The organism is Undibacterium sp. GW821-FHT11H02, assembly GCF_058808015.1.
In genome coordinates this window covers 83637-106091 of sequence record NZ_JBXARG010000002.1, presented here as the reverse complement: position 1 = coordinate 106091, position 22455 = coordinate 83637, and the positions used below count along the sequence as shown (strand labels likewise).

20 protein-coding genes are annotated in these 22455 nt (G+C 48.8%); 3 read left to right on the top strand and 17 right to left on the bottom strand.

The window, feature by feature from the left end:
- Positions 1-143: 143 nt before the first annotated feature.
- From bioF to AC1RR2_RS02685, 14 genes are all read right to left on the bottom strand, one after another.
- Entirely contained in the window at positions 144-1328 is a 1185-nt protein-coding gene (gene bioF, locus AC1RR2_RS02750) for an 8-amino-7-oxononanoate synthase (RefSeq protein WP_493220779.1), read from the bottom strand.
- Positions 1325-2689, bottom strand: a complete 1365-nt coding sequence (gene bioA, locus AC1RR2_RS02745; RefSeq protein ID WP_493220993.1) for an adenosylmethionine--8-amino-7-oxononanoate transaminase — start codon at positions 2687-2689, stop codon at positions 1325-1327. Before bioA ends, bioF begins: the two co-directional genes overlap by 4 nt.
- A gap of 308 nt (positions 2690-2997) precedes the next feature.
- Positions 2998-3780, bottom strand: coding sequence for an enoyl-CoA hydratase/isomerase family protein (locus AC1RR2_RS02740; protein ID WP_493220778.1), 783 nt, complete (start codon positions 3778-3780; stop codon positions 2998-3000).
- A gap of 219 nt (positions 3781-3999) precedes the next feature.
- Positions 4000-5622 carry a carboxyl transferase domain-containing protein gene (locus AC1RR2_RS02735; protein WP_493220777.1) on the bottom strand — a complete coding sequence of 541 codons (1623 nt, stop codon included), beginning with the start codon at positions 5620-5622 and terminating at the stop codon, positions 4000-4002.
- 149 nt (positions 5623-5771) lie between these two features.
- A complete protein-coding gene (locus AC1RR2_RS02730) occupies positions 5772-6149 on the bottom strand; it encodes a YchJ family protein (RefSeq protein WP_493220776.1) in 378 nt (125 codons plus the stop codon).
- A gap of 93 nt (positions 6150-6242) precedes the next feature.
- Positions 6243-6521 (bottom strand): hypothetical protein, encoded by a 279-nt coding sequence (locus AC1RR2_RS02725; RefSeq protein ID WP_493220775.1) that lies wholly within the window; start codon positions 6519-6521, stop codon positions 6243-6245.
- Between the two features lie 30 nt (positions 6522-6551).
- A complete protein-coding gene (locus AC1RR2_RS02720) occupies positions 6552-6953 on the bottom strand; it encodes a rhodanese-like domain-containing protein (RefSeq protein WP_493220774.1) in 402 nt (133 codons plus the stop codon).
- Between the two features lie 113 nt (positions 6954-7066).
- Entirely contained in the window at positions 7067-7672 is a 606-nt protein-coding gene (locus AC1RR2_RS02715) for a 2-hydroxychromene-2-carboxylate isomerase (protein WP_493220773.1), read from the bottom strand.
- Between the two features lie 203 nt (positions 7673-7875).
- Complete coding sequence (locus AC1RR2_RS02710) at positions 7876-9009, bottom strand: acyl-CoA dehydrogenase family protein (protein ID WP_493220772.1); 1134 nt, start codon at positions 9007-9009, stop codon at positions 7876-7878.
- A 222-nt stretch (positions 9010-9231) separates the two neighbouring features.
- Positions 9232-9900, bottom strand: coding sequence for an SDR family oxidoreductase (locus AC1RR2_RS02705; protein WP_493220771.1), 669 nt, complete (start codon positions 9898-9900; stop codon positions 9232-9234).
- Positions 9901-10112: 212 nt separating this feature from the next.
- Complete coding sequence (locus AC1RR2_RS02700) at positions 10113-11294, bottom strand: acetyl-CoA C-acetyltransferase (RefSeq protein ID WP_493220770.1); 1182 nt, start codon at positions 11292-11294, stop codon at positions 10113-10115.
- 200 nt (positions 11295-11494) lie between these two features.
- On the bottom strand, positions 11495-13258 hold the full coding sequence (gene aceK / locus AC1RR2_RS02695) for a bifunctional isocitrate dehydrogenase kinase/phosphatase (protein ID WP_493220769.1): 1764 nt from the start codon (positions 13256-13258) through the stop codon (positions 11495-11497).
- Positions 13259-13452: 194 nt separating this feature from the next.
- Complete coding sequence (locus tag AC1RR2_RS02690; RefSeq protein ID WP_493220768.1) at positions 13453-14637, bottom strand: isovaleryl-CoA dehydrogenase; 1185 nt, start codon at positions 14635-14637, stop codon at positions 13453-13455.
- A gap of 284 nt (positions 14638-14921) precedes the next feature.
- Positions 14922-15314, bottom strand: a complete 393-nt coding sequence (locus AC1RR2_RS02685) for a MerR family transcriptional regulator (protein ID WP_493220767.1) — start codon at positions 15312-15314, stop codon at positions 14922-14924.
- A 210-nt stretch (positions 15315-15524) separates the two neighbouring features.
- Between AC1RR2_RS02685 and AC1RR2_RS02680 the strand changes: the two genes are divergently transcribed.
- Positions 15525-16601 (top strand): MBL fold metallo-hydrolase, encoded by a 1077-nt coding sequence (locus AC1RR2_RS02680; protein ID WP_493220766.1) that lies wholly within the window; start codon positions 15525-15527, stop codon positions 16599-16601.
- Positions 16602-16610: 9 nt separating this feature from the next.
- On the opposite strand, the gene AC1RR2_RS02675 is transcribed toward AC1RR2_RS02680, so the two are convergent.
- The gene (locus AC1RR2_RS02675) at positions 16611-17372 is read right to left on the bottom strand and encodes a hypothetical protein (protein WP_493220765.1); all 762 of its coding nucleotides are present in this window, start codon (positions 17370-17372) and stop codon (positions 16611-16613) included.
- Positions 17373-17551: 179 nt separating this feature from the next.
- Here AC1RR2_RS02675 and AC1RR2_RS02670 point away from each other — a divergent pair, with 179 nt between their 5' ends.
- The gene (locus tag AC1RR2_RS02670; protein WP_493220764.1) at positions 17552-18304 is read left to right on the top strand and encodes a helix-turn-helix domain-containing protein; all 753 of its coding nucleotides are present in this window, start codon (positions 17552-17554) and stop codon (positions 18302-18304) included.
- A gap of 349 nt (positions 18305-18653) precedes the next feature.
- Here AC1RR2_RS02670 and AC1RR2_RS02665 read toward each other — a convergent pair whose 3' ends face one another.
- Positions 18654-19109: an FKBP-type peptidyl-prolyl cis-trans isomerase gene (locus tag AC1RR2_RS02665; protein ID WP_493220763.1), complete on the bottom strand. Its 456-nt coding sequence runs from the start codon at positions 19107-19109 to the stop codon at positions 18654-18656.
- 194 nt (positions 19110-19303) lie between these two features.
- Between AC1RR2_RS02665 and AC1RR2_RS02660 the strand changes: the two genes are divergently transcribed.
- Positions 19304-19912 (top strand): dienelactone hydrolase family protein, encoded by a 609-nt coding sequence (locus AC1RR2_RS02660; protein ID WP_493220762.1) that lies wholly within the window; start codon positions 19304-19306, stop codon positions 19910-19912.
- Positions 19913-19956: 44 nt separating this feature from the next.
- Here AC1RR2_RS02660 and pbpC read toward each other — a convergent pair whose 3' ends face one another.
- A complete protein-coding gene (pbpC, locus tag AC1RR2_RS02655) occupies positions 19957-22329 on the bottom strand; it encodes a penicillin-binding protein 1C (RefSeq protein WP_493220761.1) in 2373 nt (790 codons plus the stop codon).
- Positions 22330-22455 lie beyond the last annotated feature (126 nt).

Below are 22455 nucleotides of genomic sequence, written 5' to 3'. Positions count from 1 at the left end.
GCCGGGGATGAGGGAGGTTCAGATGTTTCGAGCATTATTTCAAGACGAACAAAAAAAACATTAGTCTAAATTTTTACATTGCAGTTGCTGAACTACCCTCACCCTAACCCTCTCCCGCCCGCGGGAGAGGGAACTTTAAAACATCAATCTTCAATACAATTCACAGCATCAATCAAGGTCGCCAAATCTTCACTTGTATGCGCCGCAGACAAAGTAATACGCAAACGTGCTGTCCCGACCGGCACTGTCGGTGGTCGTATCGCTGGCACCCAAAAACCTTGCTCGTACAAAGTCGCTGCTGCTTGTAAACTTTCGGCGTTGTCACCAATCACGATAGGCTGCACTGCGGTGTCAGATGGCATCAGCGTCCAACGTTTGAGTTTCAAATCGCGTCGCAACTGCGCGATCAAGGTTTGCAGATGGGCGCGGCGCGCTTGTCCTTCTTCGCCTTGAATAATATCTAAACTGGTCAACAGAGCATGCGCTAAAGCCGGTGGTGCTGCTGTGGTATAAATATAAGGGCGCGCTTTATTCACTAACCACTCAATCACATCTTTATGCGCTGCAACGAAGGCACCGCCAACACCGGCGGACTTGCCCAAGGTTCCCATGTAGACGATGTTGGGCGAACGCAAATTAAAATGTTCAAGCACACCACGGCCACGCGCACCTAAAGCGCCAAATCCATGGGCATCATCGATGACCAACCAAGCATTAAATTCTTCGCATAAAGCGAGCAATTCGGGCACAGGAGCTAAATTGCCATCCATACTAAAGACGCTATCGCTGACCACGATTTTGGTCGCAGCAGATGAAGCTTGTAGCAGCACTCGCAAGCTGGCGACATCGCCATGCGGATAAACCTGCAATTTCGCACGCGAGAGTTTCGCGCCATCAATCAGCGAAGCATGATTCAACGATTCGGAAAACAATTCTGTGTCTTTGCCTGATACCGCAGCCAAGCCCGCCAGCACGGCGAGGTTCGCCATGTAACCGGTGCAAAAATACAAGGCGCGCGCATCCACTAAATGCGGTGACATAAATTCAGCGAGTCTGTCTTCAAGGATGGCATGAGCACGGCTATGGCCGCTAATCAAATGCGATGCGCCGCTGCCAACGCCATACAAATCCGCACCTTCTTGCAAGGCTGCGATGATCTTAGGATGCGCAGCCAATCCAAGGTAGTCGTTGCTGCAAAACGCCAACATATCACGGCCATCGACTTTGACTCGTGGCGCACTTGGACTCTCGGCATGACGACGGCGACGGCGCAAGCTCTTGCTATCTAAGGCCGCCAATTCGTTTTGAATTTGATCGAGCAAAATCATGTTGCGCCTCCCATCACCTGATTGAAGACCTTCAGCATGCGCTCGCCAACTAAACTAATTTCTTCTGGATTCAAAATATACGGTGGCATCAAATACACCGTGTTGCCGATAGGGCGCAACAATAATTCTTCCTGCAAAGCCTGCGTAAAGAAACGGCGCGAAAATGTCTTAGCCGCTTGATCATCTTTGGCATCCTTTTTTGTATCATGGAACACGGCATCAAACGCCCACATCATGCCTTGTTGGCGGAAGTGTTTGACTTGAGCGTGTTGTGCTAATGGCTGCAAAGCCTGTGTGATTGCATTTGCCTTCACACGATTTTGCGTCAGCACATCGTCGGACTCAAAAATTTCTAAGGTCGCCAAAGCCGCCCGGCAGGCGAGTGGATTACCGGTATAAGAATGTGAATGCAAAAATCCTCGACGCACATCGCTATGATAAAAACCTTGATAAATGTCATCACGCGTCATCACCAGAGACAAGGGTAAATAACCGCCACTGATGCCTTTCGACAGGCACACAAAGTCAGGCCAGATTTGCGCATTTTCACACGCGAAGAAAGTGCCTGTGCGACCACAACCAACGGCAATCTCATCAGCAATCAAATGCACTTGATACTGATCGCACAAAGCACGCACCAAACGCAGATATTCTGGATCGTGCATGGCGAAGCCTGTGGCGCATTGCACCAAGGGTTCTAAAATCACGGCGGCAATTTTGCCTGCGCGCTCTTGCAAGCAGCGTTCCATATCGGCCGCGGCACGGCGTGCGACATCGATGGCGGTTTCGCCATCAAGCGCCTGACGCGCATCGGGTGAATCTACGACATGCGCATTGCGTATCATAGGGCCGTAAGCATCACGGAATAAAGGCACATCGGTGACCGCCAGCGCGCCTATTGTTTCACCGTGGTAGCTACCTTTGAGGCAGATAAATTCTTGCTTCTCAGTTTGACCTTGGTTACACCAAAAATGAAAACTCATCTTCAAGGCAATTTCCGTTGCCGATGCACCATCGGATGCGTAGAAACAATGACCAAGTACACCGCCCGTTAAGGCAGACAATTTTTCAGACAAGCGAATCACAGGCTCATGTGTAAAACCGGCCAACATCGCATGCTCTAATTGATCAAGCTGATTTTTGAGTGCGGCGTTGATACGCGGATTGGCATGGCCAAACAAATTCACCCACCACGAACTAATACCATCGAGGTAACGCTTGCCTTCCATGTCGACCAGCCATGCACCGCGGCCATGGCTCACCGGAATCAAAGGCATGGTCTCGTGGTGTTGCATTTGCGTACACGGATGCCAGACGCTTTGCAGGCTACGCTCTACCCATGACTTACTTGATGTTTGCACTGCGTTCAAATTGTTCCCAATTATTTTAATGATTTACTTTGCTACTCGGCACTGAGATATCTAAATGTAGAGCGGGTATAAGCCGCGCTGTTGTTCAAGCGCTTGGCGGCGCGGGTTGCACCCGCCCTACGATTTTATTCTTAGTCCCCTCTCCCGCAAGCGGGAGAGGGTTAGGGTGAGGGTAGTTCAGAAATCTGCAATTTTTGTACTACGCTTACTTTGCAGAAACCTGAACTACCCTCATCCCCGACCCTTCTTCCGCTTACGGGAGAAGGGAGAAAAACTACCTAACCCGCCATTATACGTGATCACACTAACCAGCCCGGCTTGCGCTTTTCGAGGAAAGATCGCACGCCCTCACGCCCCTCCTCGGATGCGCGGATCACAGCGATACCCTCAACCGTATTCGCAATCAACTCAGGCGTAATTTCACGTCCACCTACATCACGCACCAAGACTTTGGCTTGTGCGACAGCATTCGGGCTATTCGTCACCAGTGCTTTCACGATTTCAGCGACTTTCGCTGTCAAGCCATCCGCAGCAAGCACTTCATGCACAAAACCTATGCGCAAAGCTTGCGCCGCATCGAAACGCTCTGCCGTCAAGAAATAACGGCGTGCGGCATTCTCGCCCATGGCCTTAATCACATACGGCGAAATGGTGGCAGGAATCAATCCTAACTTGACTTCGCTCAAGCAAAATTGTGCTGTATCGACTGAGACGATCACATCGCAAGCGGCGACCAAACCCATGCCACCTGCGTAGCAATCGCCTTGCACTTGCGCTACGACTGGTTTAGCGCAGGTATAAATCGCTGCCAACATCGCCGCTAATTGCCCCGCATCGGCAAGATTCTCAGCATGCGTATAGTCCGCCATTTTCTTCATCCAATTGAGATCCGCTCCAGCGCAAAACGCTGGGCCATTCGCTGCCAACACAATTGCACGAATACTGCTATCGCTACTCAATTCGTTAAACACCTGGGTAATCTCAGCAATCGTCGTTTCATCAAACGCATTGCGCACATCAGGACGATTTAAAGTGACAGTCGCGACTTTGTTGTCGTGGGTGAGGGTGAGGGTTTGGTACATTTCTATCCATTTCCATTCAAAAACTTAGCAGGAGAGATGCCGAGGATGCAAAATTTAATCGGTGGAGTTAGCCTAATTTATTTGTCATTCCCGCGAAGGCGGGAATCCAGAGACTTTTTCTTTTATTTGCCATCAAATTAAGCCACTGGATTCCTGCCTACGCAGGAATGACGGTCAATTCTTTTATCGATCTTCGAACAGTGCAAACATCAATACACATTACATGCGGAATATACCAAACTTCGCGTCAGGAATCGGCGCATTCAAAGCGGCACTTAAACCGAGACCGAGCACCATACGCGTATCCGCCGGATCAATCACACCGTCATCCCACAAACGTGCTGATGCATAGTAAGGATGGCCTTGGTGCTCGTACTGATCTTTAATTGGTTGTTTGAAAGCAGCTTCTTCTTCGGCACTCCAAGTACCGCCTTTGCCTTCGATACCATCACGGCGCACTGTCGCCAACACGCTGGCAGCTTGCTCCCCACCCATCACCGAGATACGTGCGTTTGGCCACATCCACATGAAACGCGGAGAATAAGCACGGCCACACATGCCGTAGTTACCCGCACCAAAACTACCACCGATAATGACGGTGAACTTTGGCACATTGGCCGTCGCTACCGCCGTCACCATCTTGGCGCCATTGCGCGCGATACCTTCGTTTTCGTATTTGCGTCCAACCATAAAGCCGGTGATGTTTTGCAAAAATATCAGTGGGATCTTACGCTGGCAGCACAGTTCGATGAAGTGTGTGCCCTTCAATGCGGATTCCGAAAACAAAATACCGTTGTTAGCGATAATGCCGACTGGCATGCCATGGATATGCGCAAAGCCGCAGACCAAAGTCGTGCCATAACGCGCTTTGAATTCATCGAAATGGCTGCCATCGACAACACGGGCAATCACTTCACGCACATCGAAAGGTTTGCGCGTATCGACGGGAATCACACCATACAATTCACTGGCAGGATACTTCGGTTCTTCTACCGCCTTCATCACCACGTTTTGTGGTTTCTGACGATTCAGATTCGACACAATTTGACGCGCCATCGCCAGTGCGTGCGTATCGTTCTGTGCCAAATGATCGACTACACCCGACAGACGTGTATGCACATCACCACCACCCAAGTCCTCGGCACTGACCACTTCACCAGTTGCCGCTTTCACCAATGGTGGGCCGCCCAAGAAAATCGTACCTTGGTTTTTCACGATGATAGACTCATCACTCATCGCTGGTACATAGGCACCACCGGCGGTACAAGAACCCATCACCACGGCGATTTGTGGAATGCCTTTAGCAGACATATTCGCTTGGTTGTAAAAGATACGACCGAAGTGATCGCGATCTGGGAACACATCGTCTTGGTTTGGCAAGTTCGCACCGCCGCTGTCGACCAAGTAAATACAAGGTAAATTGTTTTGCTCGGCGATCTCTTGCGCACGCAAATGCTTCTTCACTGTCATCGGATAATAAGTACCCCCCTTCACCGTCGCATCATTACAAACGATGACACATTCCTGACCTGCTACGCGACCGATACCGGTGATCACACCTGCGCTCGGTGCTGCATCAACATCGTTCTTCTCTTTGTACATATTGAAAGCGGCGAGCTGGGAAAACTCAAGGAAAGGTGTGCCTGGATCGAGCAAGTTTTGTACACGATCACGTGGCAAGAGTTTGCCGCGGCCTAAATGTTTTTGGCGTGCTTCTTCACCGCCGCCCAGAGCGATCTTGGTAACTTTTTGCTTAAGGTCATCAACCACTAATTGCATCGCTGCAGTGTTGGCTTTGAAGTCCTCGGAGCGAGGGTTTAATTTGGATTCTAGGGTTGTCATAATTTTTCCAGATTACGTATTACGCAATTGCTCATTTTTTTGAAACCCCTCAACGCCGAGGCGCAGAGTCACCGAGAAAATCGAAAACAGAGAAAAACTCTCTTTTAAGGTTCTACTCTGCGTCTCAGCGTCTCGGCGTTGAGAGGTTTTTATTCATAAATTCCATCAACATAAAACCACTTGCCATCAAACTTCACGAACCGACTTTTCTCGTGCAAGCGATGGGCTTTGCCACCAATTTTGTAACGGGCGACGAATTCCACCATCGCCTCTTTTTCTTGTGCTTCATGTTTCTTTACTTCCAAACCTAACCACTTCGATGCACCACCATCTGTAATACGCTCATGGGGACAGGTACGTTCATCCCATGTCGCACGCAGATACGCTTCATCGTTGAGCGTATAAGCGGTGTAGCGCGACCGCATCAAGGCTTCTGCCGTGGGTGCGACTTCTGCACCGCTGATGTAGCGATTGCAGCAGACAGCGAATTCTTTGTTTGAGCCACAGGGGCAGATTGTTTTACTCACACTTTACCTAAACGTTTCTTTGTAGGGCGGGTGCAACCCGCGCTGTTGTTCAACTGTCTGGCGGCGCGGGTTGCACCCGCCCTACGTTGTTACTTAAGTGTTGTTATACACATTCTTTTCATACCACGCTTCTGAATGAACCTCACCAGCGAGCTCAAGTGCATCCTTAACCACAGCCAATGGAATTTGTACCAACTCACCGTTTTGCTCTATTTCAAACCAAAGACTTTCATCGTTATCATCTGCGGTAATAGTTACAAGATCATGTGATAAATCGCCGTCTTTCGTATTGATAATAAGCTTCTTACCGTCATCAACAGTACCAAACCATATCAATTCTGCTTTAGGTCTAGTGACCTTCATTTTGTTCATAACAATCAACAATTCGTCAAATGAAAAAGTTTAAATTGGCTTCTTACTTTCTTTCACCGCCGTAAGCGCCCCCGCTGCTTTCCATGCACCAAAACCACCATCAATATGCGCCACGTTTTCTAAGCCCATGTCTTGCACGGTCTTAGTCGTCAAAGCACTACGCCAACCTGCAGCGCAGAACAAGATGAATTCCTTGTTCTCGCCAAACACCGGTTTGAAGTAAGGCGAATCAGGGTCAACCCAAAATTCGATCATGCCGCGTGGTGCGTGGAATGCGCCGGGGATGATGCCTTCGCGTTCGAGTTCACGAATATCACGCACGTCGATGAATTGTACTTGCGGGTCACCTAACTTCGCTTGTGCTTCCGCCACGCTATAGGTTTTGATTTGCGCATTTGCTTCGTCGACTAATTGTTTGTAGCCTTTTTTCATGTCTCTTCCAATCTGGTTTTTACGTCAGCTCAGTTCTCGTAGGGCGGGTGCAACCCGCGCTGCTTAGGTACTTAACGTGTTGGCGGCGCGGGTTTCACCCGCCCTACATCAAATTAAAACCCGCCCGTCGCTAACCATTTTTCTAATTGCGGCAACCTATCATTACCCCAGAATGGCTCACCATCCACAATCACCCATGGTGCGCCAAACACGCCTTTGCTGACCGCTTCTTCACAAGCTTCGCTCAATTGCGCTTTGTAGCGTTCGTCTTTGCATGCGGCAGCAGCTGCTGCGCCATCTAAGCCCATTTGATTCACGTACTCTGCTAACCACACGATATCATTCAAGCCTGCAGGACCAGAGAAATACGCCTTGGTCACACCGCGTGTAAATTCACCCACGCGTTCAGGAGCGACTTCTTTCATCCATAAACACACGCGTGCAGTGTTTTGGGTATTGATAGGAAATGGCTCAGGCAAAACAAACGGCAAACCCGCATAACGAGCCGAACGTTCCATATCATGCTTGTGATAGCTCGCCATCATCGGTGGACGCATGGTTAATGGGCTGGAATTGGTCGTCTTGAACACCACACCTAATAACATCGGTTTCCACTCAACCTCGCGACCATATTTTGCGGCGAGTTCTGCTATCACTTGCGTGATCAGATAGGCGTAAGGTGAAACATAGTCAAACCAGTATTCGATGCGTTTGTTCATTTCCACTCTCCAATTCAATTCGTGATTTATTGCAGGTTCTGCATACTTCGTTTCTGTCATTCCCGCGTAGGCGGGAATCCAGCGTCGTCCGCTGCACCGCCAAACACATTTGCATTAGCCAACAGAACAAAAAGTCACTGGATTCCCGCCTGCGCGGGAATGACAGCAAAATAGTTCGCAGCAAAAGTTAATGTCCTAAAACCTCAATCCAACAACCCACGACCAATCAAAATCTTCTGAATGTCCGAACTACCTTCATAAATCTGACACACACGCACATCACGATAGATGCGTTCAACTGGGAAGTCACTCACATAACCATAGCCGCCGTGAATTTGTATCGCATCAGAGCAAACCTTCTCGGCCATTTCAGAAGCAAACAATTTCGCCATCGCAGCCTCTTTCAAACATGGCTTACCTGCATCTTTCATGCTCGCCGCATGCCAGATCAATTGGCGTGCTGCTTCAATTTGTGTCGCCATATCCGCTAAGCGAAATTGCACTGCTTGATGTTCAAAAATCGCTTTGCCAAAAGTACGCCTATCTTTGGCGTAGGCTAAAGCAGCTTCAAACGCTGCGCGTGCCATACCCACCGATTGTGAAGCGATACCGATGCGGCCGCCTTCAAGTCCAGACAAGGCAATCTTGTAACCTTGGCCTTCTTCACCGATCAAATTCGCGGCCGGGATACGGCAATTCTCAAACAGAATCTGTGCGGTATCAGAAGAGTGTTGACCCATTTTATGTTCGAGACTCGCAACGATATAACCCGGCGTTTTGGTATCGACCCAAAATGCGCTGATACCTTTTTTGCCTGCTGCTTTATCGGTCACCGCCATCACGATCGCCACGTCGGCATGCTTGCCGCTGGTGATGAATTGCTTCACGCCATTCAAGACGTATTCATCACCTTCTCGCTTTGCGGTAGTGCGCAAATCGGAAGCGTCACTACCTGCATGGGGTTCTGTTAAGCAAAATGCGCCTAACATCTCACCTTGCGCCAGTGGGCGAAGCCATTGTTCTTTTTGTTCGGCATTCGCGTACATCATACCTATGCTGCAGACTGGACAATTGTTGACTGACACGACGGTTGAGGTACCACCATCACCAGCAGCAATTTCTTCCAGCACAAGAGCCAGAGACAAGTAATCCATACCTGCACCGCCGAGCTCTTCTGGCACCGCCACACCATACGCGCCCATCGCTGCGAGCTCTTTCAATTCCTCAGCAGGGAAATGATGTTCTTTATCCCAACGCGCTGCATTTGGCGTGATGCGTTCCTGCACAAAGCTACGCACTGCGTCGCGGATCATTTCGTGTTCTGATGTTAGTTGCATGTGTTACTCGATTCTAAAAAATTTATTTAAACCTCTCAACACAGAGGTAAAGGTACACCTTTACGAGACACCGAGGAAAAACTGGAGAAAGTCTTTTTATTCTCTAAGGCGAATTTCATGCATCAAAGAAGGACTTTTATTAAACGAGTAGCAGGGTTCAATATTCATAAAACTCCTGTCTTTCTCTGTGTCTCTGTGCCTCTGTGTTGAGAGGTTTTCTCATTACCAGCCTAATTGTGTTCCGTCATAATTCAAAAACTGCCCATTTTGCGCACGACTGCTATTTGCAATCACTTTGCGCATGCCAGTAACGCTGACATCGACGCTAATCTCAGCGCCCGCGCCGCCCATGTCGGTTTGTACCCAACCCGGATGAAATGCGATGCATGTCACTTTTTGCGTACTGAGCGAAACATCTTTTAATACCGAATTCAAGGCCGCTTTGCTGGCGCGATACAGCCATGCCACATTGTTTTCACGCAAACCGATGGAACCCATGCGCGAAGACAAAACTGCCAACTTACCGCTAGCGTTTTCAAGCATAGGCAATACCAAGGGCAGTAAGCGCATCGCGGCTAATACATTGGTGTGCATCACTTCATCAAATTCGACTTGTTGCGGCGATTGCAAACCGTTCGTTCTGCTGCCAAATACACCCGCGTTCAAAATCGCAACATCAATCTTTTCATCATCAAGTCGCCATGCCAGACCGGCGCAATCATTGAGATTATTTACATCCAGAGGCAAAGCCTCACAACCATGTGCTGTCAATTGCGCGAGATCTTCTGGCTTACGTGCGGTGGCGATGACGCGCCAACCAGCAGCTTTGTATTGCCGCGCAAATTCATGTCCTATACCGCGAGAAGCTCCGATGATTAAGGCTGTGGGCATTGCTTGTACTCCGTTTTTCTATTCAACTATTTAATTCCCCCTTCTCCCGCAAGCGGGAGAAGGGTCGGGGATGAGGGTGGTTCAGTCTCATACACATTTCTTAAAACCGATATTTTGTATGCTTGTGATTTGACTAAATAATCAGCTCTGCTGCGTCTGAACCGCCCTCACCCTAGCCCTCTCCCGCTTGCGGGAGAGGGAACATAAAACAATTACACCAACTCAATCGCCATCGCAGTCGCTTCACCACCACCGATACATAAAGAAGCAACCCCACGCTTACCGCCGCGTGCTTTCAATGCACCAATCAGCGTCACGATGATACGTGCGCCAGATGCGCCGATAGGATGGCCGAGTGCACATGCACCACCGTGCACGTTCATCTTGTCGTGTGAAATACCGAGATCATGCATGGCTGCCATCGGTACTGCCGCAAAGGCTTCATTGACTTCGAACAAATCGACATCCGCTGTTGTCCAGCCGATTTTTTTGTAGAGTTTTTCGATAGAGCCGACTGGCGCTGTGGTGAACCATCCTGGCTCTTGCGCGTGCGTTGCATGACCCAAGATTTTAGCGATAGGTGTCAAGCCTAATTCTTTAGCTTTAGATTCACGCATCAAGACCAAAGCTGCGGCACCGTCATTAATTGAAGAGGAAGACGCGGCAGTAATCGTGCCGTCTTTTTTGAATGCTGCTTTTAAATTTGGAATCTTGTCGAGCTTGGCTTTTAATGGACCTTCGTCTTTATCGATGACGACATCACCACCGCGACCAGAAACTGTGACTGGTGCGATTTCCCAAGAAAATGCACCGCTGCTGGCTGCGTTTTGTGCGCGTGTTACGGAGGCGATCGCAAAGGCGTCTTGCGCTTCGCGTGTAAAGCCATATTTCGCGGAACAATCTTCAGCGAAAGTGCCCATGCTACGACCCTTGTCATAAGCGTCTTCCAAACCGTCGAGCATCATGTGATCCATGATCGTGCCGTGACCAATGCGATAGCCGCCACGTGCTTTTGGAATGATGTACGGGGCATTCGTCATTGATTCCATACCACCTGTGACCAGCACTTCATTGCTACCAGCCAGCAAGGAATCGTAGGCCATCATCGTCGCTTTCATCGCGGAACCGCACATCTTCGATAAAGTGACCGCTCCAGTAGAAAACGGCAAGCCCGCCGCCAATAATGCCTGACGTGCTGGTGCTTGACCTTGACCTGCCATTAAGCAGTTACCGAACAAGACTTCTTCGACCAACTCTGGCTTCACGCCTGCACGTTCTACTGCCGCTTTGATCGCCACTGCACCTAATTGGCTCGCAGTCAAAGAAGCGAAATCACTTTGAAACGCGCCCATAGGGGTACGAGCCGCGCCGACGATTACGATAGGATCATTCATAGTTTTCTCCAATTAAATTGTTCGTAGTTTTTCAAAAATCTTTTAAAACCTCTCAACACAGAGGCACGGAGACACAGAGAAGAGCAGGAGTTTTTTGTGAAATCGAGTCAGATAAATAGTTGAACTCAAGTGGCAAAAAAAATTTAAATCGCTTTCCTCTCTTTTCCCTCTGTGCCTCTGTGTTGAGAGGTTTTGAATCATTAATTCATAAATCTAATACTCTGAGGATAAGGAAATACATCATCTACCTTACCTCTCACAATTCTGTCTTTACGCTCTTGCCAATACTGCGCTGTCAGCAAGTCGGCGTGGTGTTTCATGAAATATTCTTTGACCTTGGCATTGCCCAATAAGAAGGTACCGAACTGTTCGGGAAATACATCGTATTTTCCTATCGGATACCAAGGCTCGGCCGACATTTCGTCTTCTTCATTGCGCGGTAAAGGTATCGTCCTGAAATTACAATCGACGATCGTTTCTATCTCATCGTAATCGTAGAAAACGACACGTTTATGACGCGTTACGCCGAAGTTTTTATACAGCATATCGCCGGGGAAGATATTCGCGCCGACCAATTCTTTGATTGCATTGCCGTACTCGACTATCGCATGTTCCATCGCGGCGTCATCGCCTTTCTGTTCCGCTTCTGTCAGCCAGATATTCAATGGCGTCATGCGACGCTCGATGTACAGATGTTTGATGATAACTTCGTCTTCGTTCACTTCGAGTATCGATGGTGCGTAACGACGTATCTCGGCTAATAGATCTTCGGAAAAACGTGCACGTGGAAAGGCCACATCAGAATATTCCAAAGTATCCGCCAGGCGACCAACGCGGTCATGGTTTTTCACCAGCAGATATTTTTCTTTGATCAAAGCCTTGGTCGTTTCTTTCGGTGGCGGGAAGCTATCTTTGATCAGCTTAAACACATACGGGAACGATGGCAGTGCGAACACCAACATCACCAAACCACGAATACCGGGCGCGGCTTCTATCATGTCGGACGAATACTTCAGATGATGCAAGAAATCACGATAGAACAAATTCTTGCCATGTTTTTGCAAACCCAGCATGGTGTAAATCTCGCTGCGCGGTTTGCGCGGCAAGATACTGCGTATGAATTGCACATAAGCCGACGGCACATCCATATCGACCATGAAGTAAGCGCGGGTAAATGAGAACAAGACCGTGATATGCATGTTATCGAACAGCACCGTATCCAAAATCAATTCACGATTTTTATCGTGAATGATAGGAATCACAAACGGCATTTCTTGGTTGCCGTTAATGCTTTTGCCGATAATGTAGGCAGCTTTATTGCGAAAGAACAAACTCGCCAATACTTGCAACTGATGATTCGGTTCAAAGCGCGTATCGCCAAATTGCTCCAGCAAACGCGCTTCGACTTTAGCGATATCGGCATCCAGATGCGCGAACGGCGTTTGCAGTTGAAAATTCGTGACTATGCGTTTCAGGCTAAAACTCAAGCCATCAGCGGATGGGTAATACACGCGATAAGTCGCTGGCGTATCGTCACGTTCTATGTAGTCAGTGGCGGTGGCAGGACGCACAAAAATGAAATCATTGTGGAAGTAAGTGCGATGTAAAAGTTTGGTGCAGACCGTATTAAAAAAAGTCTCAGCCAATTCGGGGCGCAAATGATCAATCAGCAAACCCATATAGTGCAGCTTGACTTCGCGCCACACTTCATCGGTCAAATCATCGCTGTCGTATTCATCTTCCAGAATCTGTACACATTCCTTGGCGCGCTTATCGTAGTAAGCAATCCGCTCACGCGCATCGTCCTGCGCCGCTTTCCAATCGCCGCGTTCAAAACGCTGCTTCGCCATCTGCGTCGTTGCGCGGAACAAGCGGTAATGCTTATCAAAACCGTCGAGTATGGTCCTTGCAATGTCGAATGCAATTTGCGAAGACAACAATTTAGGAAAGGCGATTTGGGGCATAGGCTATGGTGACCTTTTTAGAACCTCTCAACACAGAGACACTGAGACACAGAGGGAGCACAGAGAAAGGCAAGTTCGCTTCTTTGAACCTATCAATCGATCTTTTAAATCATCTACGCTATTAAACGTTTATGAAAAAACTCCTGTTTTTCCTCCGTGTCTCTGTGCCTCTGTGTTGAGGGGTTTCCAATTCTTTACATCGTCTCGGCGAAGAGCTCACGACCTATCAGCATACGACGAATTTCACTCGTACCAGCACCAATTTCATACAACTTCGCATCACGCCACAAACGGCCAACTGGATATTCGTTGATATAACCATTACCGCCCAGAGTTTGGATCGCTTCACCCGCCATCCATGTCGCTTTTTCTGCTGAGTACAAGATTGCGCCAGCTGCGTCTTTACGCAAAGCGCGCACTGCTTCTGGTGTTTTAGCGCGGTCGCAAGCTTGACCTACTGCGTAGACATAAGCTTTGCATGCCATCATGGTGGAATACATATCCGCCAGTTTGCCTTGCATGAGTTGGAATTCACCAATCGCTTGACCGAATTGTTTGCGGTCGTGGATGTAAGGCACGACTTCATCCATACAAGCTTGCATGATGCCGAGTGGGCCGCCGGATAAAACAGTGCGTTCAAAGTCGAGGCCCGACATCAAGACGTTAACGCCTTTGCCTACGCCACCCAAGACGTTTTCTACTGGCACTTCACAATCTTGGAAAACCAATTCGCCAGTGTGCGAACCGCGCATGCCTAGCTTGTCGAGTTTTTGCGCGATGCTAAAACCTTTATAGCCTTTTTCGATAATGAAAGCGGTCATGCCACGTGGGCCAGCTTCCAGATCGGTCTTTGCGTAGACCACTAAAGTATCCGCATCAGGACCATTCGTGATCCACATTTTGGAACCGTTCAAAACGTAACGGTCGCCTTTCAAATCTGCACGCAACTTCATGCTGACGACGTCAGAACCGGCATTTGGTTCAGACATCGCGAGCGCACCGACGTGATCGCCAGAAATCAATTTTGGTAAATATTTGGCTTTTTGTTCTGCATTGCCGTTGCGGTTAATTTGATTCACGCACAGATTGGAATGCGCGCCGTAAGACAAACCGACGGAAGCAGAAGCGCGGGAAATTTCTTCCATCGCGATGATATGCGCGAGATAACCCATATTCGCGCCACCGTATTCTTCGGAAACTGTCATACCGTGCAAACCCATCTCGCCGATTTTTTTCCACAGATGCATAGGGAATTGATCGGTTCTATCCATTTCCGCAGCGAGTGGTGCGATTTCGGCGGCAGCAAATTGCTGAACAGCTTCGCGCAAAGCGGCGATGTCTTCGCCGTGATCAAACGTTAAACCTGGTAAGTGCAACATAGTGTCCTCGATTCCTACAAAATTTAGATCAGGTAAATCAAAACCTCTCAACACAGAGACACAGAGGCACGGAGAAAGACCAAAGAAGATCAAAACATGAGGAAAATAGTTTTTCTCCGCTTTTCCTCTGTGTCTCTGTGCCTCTGTGTTGAGGGGTTTTAGATTACACCCATGTTCCTAATTAAAACGATAAATGAGAATAAATCAAACAAGAAAAATGATACTTCTAATTGACGTTAACGTAAACGTCAATTCATGCTATTTGTAATTATTTCTTATGCGCTTTATTTTGCTTTATTAACAATTTCCAATAAACGCTGGCTTTCTTCTTCATGCGCAGTGATTTCATCCAGCATGACTTCAATGTCTTCTCTTTGTTGCTCCAAAGAAGCTCGGTGTTTGGCCAGCACATCCAAGAAACTTTTGAGTTGAACTTCGGTGTCTTTGGGTGAGTCATACATCGTCACCAGATGTTTAATTTCCGATAGGCTCAAACCTAAACGCTTGCCCCGTAAGGTTAATTTGAGGTGTGTGCGCTCACGTGCTGAGTACACACGATTACGTCCACTCGGGCCTTCACGGCTTGGACTGATCAAGCCCTGGTCTTCGTAAAAGCGAATTGCACGGGGCGTAATATCAAACTCTTTTGCTAATTCGGTAATTGTATAAGTTGCCATTGCTAAAGTTTTTTCAAAAGTCTTTCTGTATGCGACACAAGAAAATTGCCTTAAAAACACCTAAAAAATCTCGGTGAATACTCGTAAAAGTCGAGATAAGCCCAACATCAATTGTGTTTTGAATTTAGAATCTTACCTGAAACGCAGTTAACGTAAACGTCAATTTATCAAGCCTGCTCCGAATTCCTGTTGCGTCACATACACATCGCTATGAATCACTTAGAACAAGAACTGCATTACCCACTGAATGACAAATTACCTGAAGCAGGTCAAACCATAGAAATTGCGCCGGGAGTTTTATGGGTACGGATGGGATTGCCGTTTGCCCTCAATCATATCAATCTGTGGTTGATCGAAGACGACTACCAGACGGACAAAGGCAAAATCCGCGGCTGGACGGTGGTTGATTGCGGCATCAATAGTGATGCGACGCGCGATGCCTGGGAAATTTTATTTGCCTCGCATCTCAAAGGTTGGCCGATAGTGCGCGTGATCGCTACCCACTGCCATCCCGATCATGTCGGCAGTGCAGATTGGTTGTGCACTTTGTGGAATGCGCCGCTCTACATGAGTACCGGTGAATACGCCTTTGCGCGCATGATGTCGGCTGGCTTGCCGGGCGTTGATGGCTCCGCCATGTTTCCGCATTTCCGCAAACACGGTTTGGTCACTGTTGAAATGCAGGACAAAATACAAGAGCGTAAGACCTATTACACACGTTTAGTGCCGACTGTGCCCACCTCGTATCATCGCCTGCAAGATGGCCACAGCATCACGATAGGTCAACACGAATGGCGCATTATCACGGGGTTTGGGCATTCACCAGAACACGTCTCGCTCTATTGTGCGGCCCTAAATTGCCTGATCTCGGGCGATATGGTGCTGCCGCGGATTTCTACTAATGTCTCGGTATTTGCCGCGGAACCGGAAGCGAATCCCGTTAAACAGTATCTCGATTCTTTAGCAAAATATGCGGATCTGCCAGCCGATGTTCTAGTCCTGCCTTCCCATGGCAAACCTTTTACCGGCATTCATACGCGCATCCAACAATTGCACGATCATCATGCGGAACGTTTGCAAGAAGTTTTAGATGCCTGCAGCACGCCATTGTCGGCCAACGACATCGTCCCCATCATGTTTAAGCGCCCACTCGATGCGCACCAACTCACTTTCGCATTAGGTGAAGCGCTAGCGCATTGTCATCATCTTTGGTTCGAGGGCAAACTTAAGCGAACTCTGGGTGATGATGATGTCTATCGATTCGTAACGAGCCTCGCATCGAAATAAATATACAGGCTAAGCAAGGCGCCCACCTGTATCGTTAATCGCTTGTTCACCACGCAGTGAATAAGCGATTAGCGCGGCAGCCAGTGCCGCCAAAATATGCTTCAAACTATGGCCGCTGATTAAGCTGAGATGAAACAAAATGGCGTGATCGAAGACTTCACAAATTTTGGCCAGCACATAAAACGCTATCGCGATAGCAAATAGACGACGCTGCCGCCTAGGTGCTGCATAAACAAAATGCCAAATAGGAATCAGGAACAAGGTCAAAATCTGCAATAACAAATACCAGCGCAAGTCGGCAGTTTGTTGCCACCAGCCTACCGAGCCTACCGCACAAGCGATTAAAAAGCCCAATTCGATCAAAGCGCTTCTCCGATTCATGCCCGGTACCAAATCCGCCCTCACCGCCGCTAACAATGCGGCACATGCCAGAGCAATCGGCAGCCTATCCCAAAACAGCCTTTGATCATCTGGCGCCCAATGGTAAAAAGTAGATCCAGCACTAGTCGCGACAAGACAAATAAAGAATACTAAAAACGCCCAGTAAGAAGTCCGCCCTTGCGCATAAGGTAACTTCAATAAACCAAATAAAGCGACGCCCAAAAACGCTAGATTACTCAAGACATCCATTGCATGAGGGATACCAAGGAATAAAGTCTGATCAGCAAAAGCATGATAATTGCTCAGTTGGGCGATGGGTCCATGCCATAGCAATACCGCTATCAAAAACAAGATAAAGCTAACGGGGAAGAATTTTTGGTTTGGTTTCATCATGATCTTCCAAAAAAATCGGAAAGCACAGCATGCCCGCGTCTATTTTTCAGCGACAGAATATCCTGCAAAGTGACAGGAAATTCAAAACAAAGTCGCGTTTCTTAATACTTGCCGCAATTATTATGCTATTTTTAGCTTAATATCCTGCGTCGCTGCAAACCTAGTCCCTCCCGCTCATGACCGAAATCACACAACTCCTCAAAACTATTAAGCAGCAGCTTAAATTGCAAGGCAAAACCTATCGCGATTTGGCACAGGCCTTGCAATTGTCCGAAGCCAGCATCAAACGTCTATTCGCTGAAAGTAGCGACACGATGATAAGTCTGGAACGTGTGATACAGATTAGCCATTACCTGGGTTTTAGTCTCGCTGAATTGGCACAGGAAGCCAGCCTGGCTCAGGAAAAATTGAGCACACTCACAGCTTTGCAGGAAAAAGAATTAGTCTCTGATAATCAATTGCTGCTGGTTGCGGTGTGCGCGATCAATCACTGGAGCATGCAAGAAATGCTGCAAGTGTACGAACTCAGCGAAACGAATTGCTTGAAAAAATTATTGAAGCTTGATCAGCTCGGTTTGATCAATTTATTACCCGGCAATCGCATACGCCTCAATATCAGCCGCGACTTTGATTGGTTGCCACAGGGGCCGATCAAAACTTATTTTGAAAAAGAAGCCTTACCTGATTTTTTGGATGCCCACTTTCACCAAGCCAAAGAAAATTTCATCTTCACGCATGGCATGCTCACCGAAACGGCTGCCATGAAATTGCAAACGGAGTTGCGTCAATTAAAACGCCGTTTTGCCGAGTTACATGCTGAGAGTTTGCAATCGCCGTTAAAGAAACGCGAAGGCATAGGCCTATTGATGGCGATGCGTCCTTGGGAACCAGACGATTTTGCCAAGCTGCGCAAAAAGCAATCTACTTAGAAAGAAATGCTGACCTGCGTTACGCAGCGTTGACCTGCATTCGTCAGCCTATAACTACTTGATGCAAAATCCTTTGTCTAGAACGTAATGCCGTTCAGTTAAGCGAACAAGGTTTTAATTATGCTTCAAAACCCCGCAACGCCGAGACGCAGAGGAGCGCAGAGAAAAGCGACGATTTTACTGGGTTTCTCTGCGTATCTCAGCGCCTCAGCGTCTCGGCGTCTCGGCGTTGATGGGTTTTCATCTTTGTCCAAAGCCACAAAGTCAATGCGGACAGCTGCCTCGTATCCTCTCGCTGACATGTTCACACTTCGTCTTAAGCGAACGGCACTACAGTCTAGAGCGCGAACTATTTCACATCGACCAATAAGACTTCAAACACCAGAGCCGCATCATCTGGAATCGGACCACGACCACCACTGCCGTACGCCATCTCACTAGGAATAATCAAAGTCCGCTTACCACCCACGCGCATGCCAGCTACACCAGCATCCCATCCCTTAATCACTTGCTGCGCACCCAGAGTAAAGCTAAACGGTGTGCCACGGTCTAATGAGCTATCGAACTTCTTGCCCTGCAAATTAGCGACGCGTGCATCGTATAACCAGCCTGTGTAATGAACAGTGACTACACTTCCAGCCCGGGCTTCTACGCCACCGCCGAGCACCTCATCTATCATTTTTAGTTCACGAACTTGTGCTGAACCGCGCGCCAGGTTTTCCTGTGCAGCAGGTCCGTCACTACGCTGACATCCACTCAAACTTATCAGACACAAACCGATAGCCAACAACCAAGAAGTCTTCATACTATTTTTACTTTCTGAAAAGGCGTCAGTATACTTTAAGCGCTGATCTACACTCGAAAAAAGCCGCAAGCTTATTGCCTCCGACACCCACGCCAAGAATACCAACACAAAATCCAACTTGCCTTTTACACTGATGTCCGCTACGCTGCGCGCTCTTTTTGTTTTCCGTTCAGTTTTCGCTGAATTTAGCTGCAATGCGCGCCACCGTTTTAATCGCCACAGATGTCTTTGGAAATACTCCGGCCATCGCCAGTCTCAGTCGCCAACTCCGTGCCTCCTGCCTCATCGTTAGTCCCTTCGAAGCCGACTTTCAAGTTCAAACCGAGCAGCAAGCCTATCAAGCTTTTCTGGCGAGTGGCGGCGTGGCTGCCTATGCAAGAAAAATCCGCGCGCTCATCGAGCAACAGTCTCAATTAAAACACTTTATTGGATTTAGTATAGGTGCCAGTGCCTGGTGGATGGACAACGCAGACTGCGCTGCACAGCTAACAACCGCAACGCTCTTTTATGGTTCACGGATACGAAACTATCTGGATTTACCAAGCCACTGTCCCACACATTTTGTTTTCGCGGAACACGAGGCGGCATTTCAAGTCAGTCAGGTCGTAAAAAGTTTGCAGCAACGCGGACATCAGGCCGAGATTGCCCTTGCGTGCAAACATGGTTTTATGAATCCCTATTCCTCAGGTTTTTCGCTGAAGACTCAGGCCCATTACTTGGAAATTTTGAGTCAAAAAATCAATAGCGCTAGACCCACGCCTATACCAGTTCACTCTAGCAGCGATAACAAATTGGTGGCATGAAGTAAGAAATAAGCAAGAGATGTGCAAGAGATGCAGATCCGCCATTATTTTTTATCGACATTAAAACTCACACTCGCCACATGGCCCGCAGCATCAATGACGGTGATGCTGTGCGCGCCGGCGCTGTTAATCATAAAAGCCTGCCGCTTCTTCTGACCCAGTGCAACTTGTCTGCCATCCAACAGCCAATAGTGTTGCCCGCTGCCACCCACGGCATCCAGCGTGACGAGTATGTCGCTCTTGCCTGGCACAGTTCGCAAGCGACTGCCCTGATTTAGGCCCATCAATCGTATGCTGCCAACGCTGTTTACTTGGGGGCAATCGGGCGACCATGGAAGCAATCCTAAGTCTAACTTTTGTTGCGGTGTTAACCAGGCTTCGAGCAAGGCAGGCCAACGCGCCACTTCGCGTTGTATCGCTTGCGTATGACAGGCTGGCGTCGTGCGCAAATGACTTAACGGATCGATCCATATGGTTTCCACCAAACTACGCGCGCGCAAGCGGTCTGGTAAGGTCGGTGGGATCGTATCGCGCAACACCCAGGCTGTGCGTTTTTGATGACAATGTTCGGCTGCGGTACTGTTGGCGGCAACACCCAAAGGCCAGCAAATCTGCGCGACGCTAACATCCTTAGGACGCACCTGACTCAAAGGCTCACTACGCGGCAATGCCAATGCGATTTGTTGCAATAAAGGGGCAGCAATATTGGCGCCAAAAAAACCGGGATTCGGCGTGCCATCAGGTCGACCTATCCAGACGCCCAAGGTATATCGGCCACTGACCCCCACCGCCCAGGCATCACGAAAACCGTAGCTGGTACCAGTTTTCCACGCCAGACGGACGCCACTATTATCATCTTCAACAAAGGGCTGATCGGGATGTCCTCCTCGTTCTAAAATACTGCGAATGATAAACGCTGCGCCTGCACTCATCATGCGAGATTCGCGTATTGGCGCATCAGGAGTAATTCTTGGCGTGCCAGCCATTCCATCCATGGCCAAGGATCGATAAGCACCCACCAGTTCTTCTAAACTGGTTCCCGCACCGCCCAAGATCACACTCAGATTCGGCACTCCGTCTTTAGGCAAACGCAGGCGCAAACCCGCACTCGATAGACGTGCGGTGAAACGAGTCGAACCAATTCTGTCCAAGAGATCAACGGCAGGCACATTTAAAGAACGCTGCAGCGCTTCGGACACGCTCACAGGTCCCGAAAAATTCGCTTGAAAATTCCCCGGATCATAGCCACTAAAAGACTGCGGCGTATCTGCCAGCAAGCTCTCGGAGTGGATAATGCCATCGTCCAATGCCATCGCATACAAAAAGGGTTTTAAAGTCGACCCCGGAGAACGTATGCCGCGCACCATATCCACATGATTAAAACGCCGCGCATCGGAGAAGTCTGCCGAGCCGGCATAGCCCAATACCTCCATAGTTTTACTGTCCATCACCAAGGCAGCCATAGAAACGAAACGCGGTAATTGCCCGACCTTATCTGATAGCATGCGCTCCAACATGGTTTGCACTTCACGATCCAAAGTCGAGCGAACAATCGTTGTTTCTATCGGATTTTGAGTCGAGGCACGAGCCGACGCACGGTCGCGACGAGCAGCCTGATGCAGACGTTCGGCGGCCAGGGGGGCCAGCCAGGCGCTACGCGCTGGATTCGCGCCTACTCTTTCTATCAAGGCATCTTCAACTTCGGCAGCGCTCCAGTGCTGTAATTGCGCCATACGGCGCAATACTTTATCGCGAAATTTTTGTGCTAATTCAGGATGGCGGTCGGGACGTAAGCGTGAAGGTGCTTGCGGTAGCACCACCAGTAAGGCCGCTTCGGCCGACGACAATTGTGTCGCGCTCTTACCCAGATAACTACGGCTGGCCATCTCTACACCCTCAACGATACCGCCCATAGGTGCATGATTCAGATACAAGGTCAAAATTTCACGTTTAGAAAAGCGCAGCTCCAGCTGCAAAGCACGCAGTATTTGTCGTAATTTTCCCGACAAACTATGGGGCACGGGTTCTATCGCGCGTGCTGCCTGCATCGTCAAAGTGGAACCACCCGAAATAATTTCACCGTGCCGCAACCACTGCCAGGCAGCGCGTCCCAAAGCTAAAGGATTGACACCGGGATGCCAATAAAACCAACGATCTTCGTAGGTCAACAAAGCATCCAGATATTTCGGCGAAACCTGCTCAGGGGTGACCGGAAAACGCCACATACCATCGGCATCAGGCCAGCCCCGCAGCGGCGTGCCATCGCGCGCCACCACCACTAAACCTGGCGCATCTACAGGAATAGACGGCGGGAATAATTGGTCTAGCAAGAGAACACAGGTCAAAAAAAACGCGGCGCTAGCACGTAGTGGATGCCGACGACACCAATGAAAAACCGCTTTAAAACGACTGTGCATTACGATGGTTTAGAGTAGATGTTGTGATCACTTGATGTGAAGTGGCTAGTAAAAATTTTACGACAATTATGCAAGCGCAGAGAATACGCCAGAAATACCCCACTTGTGCAAACCTTGGTTCATTTC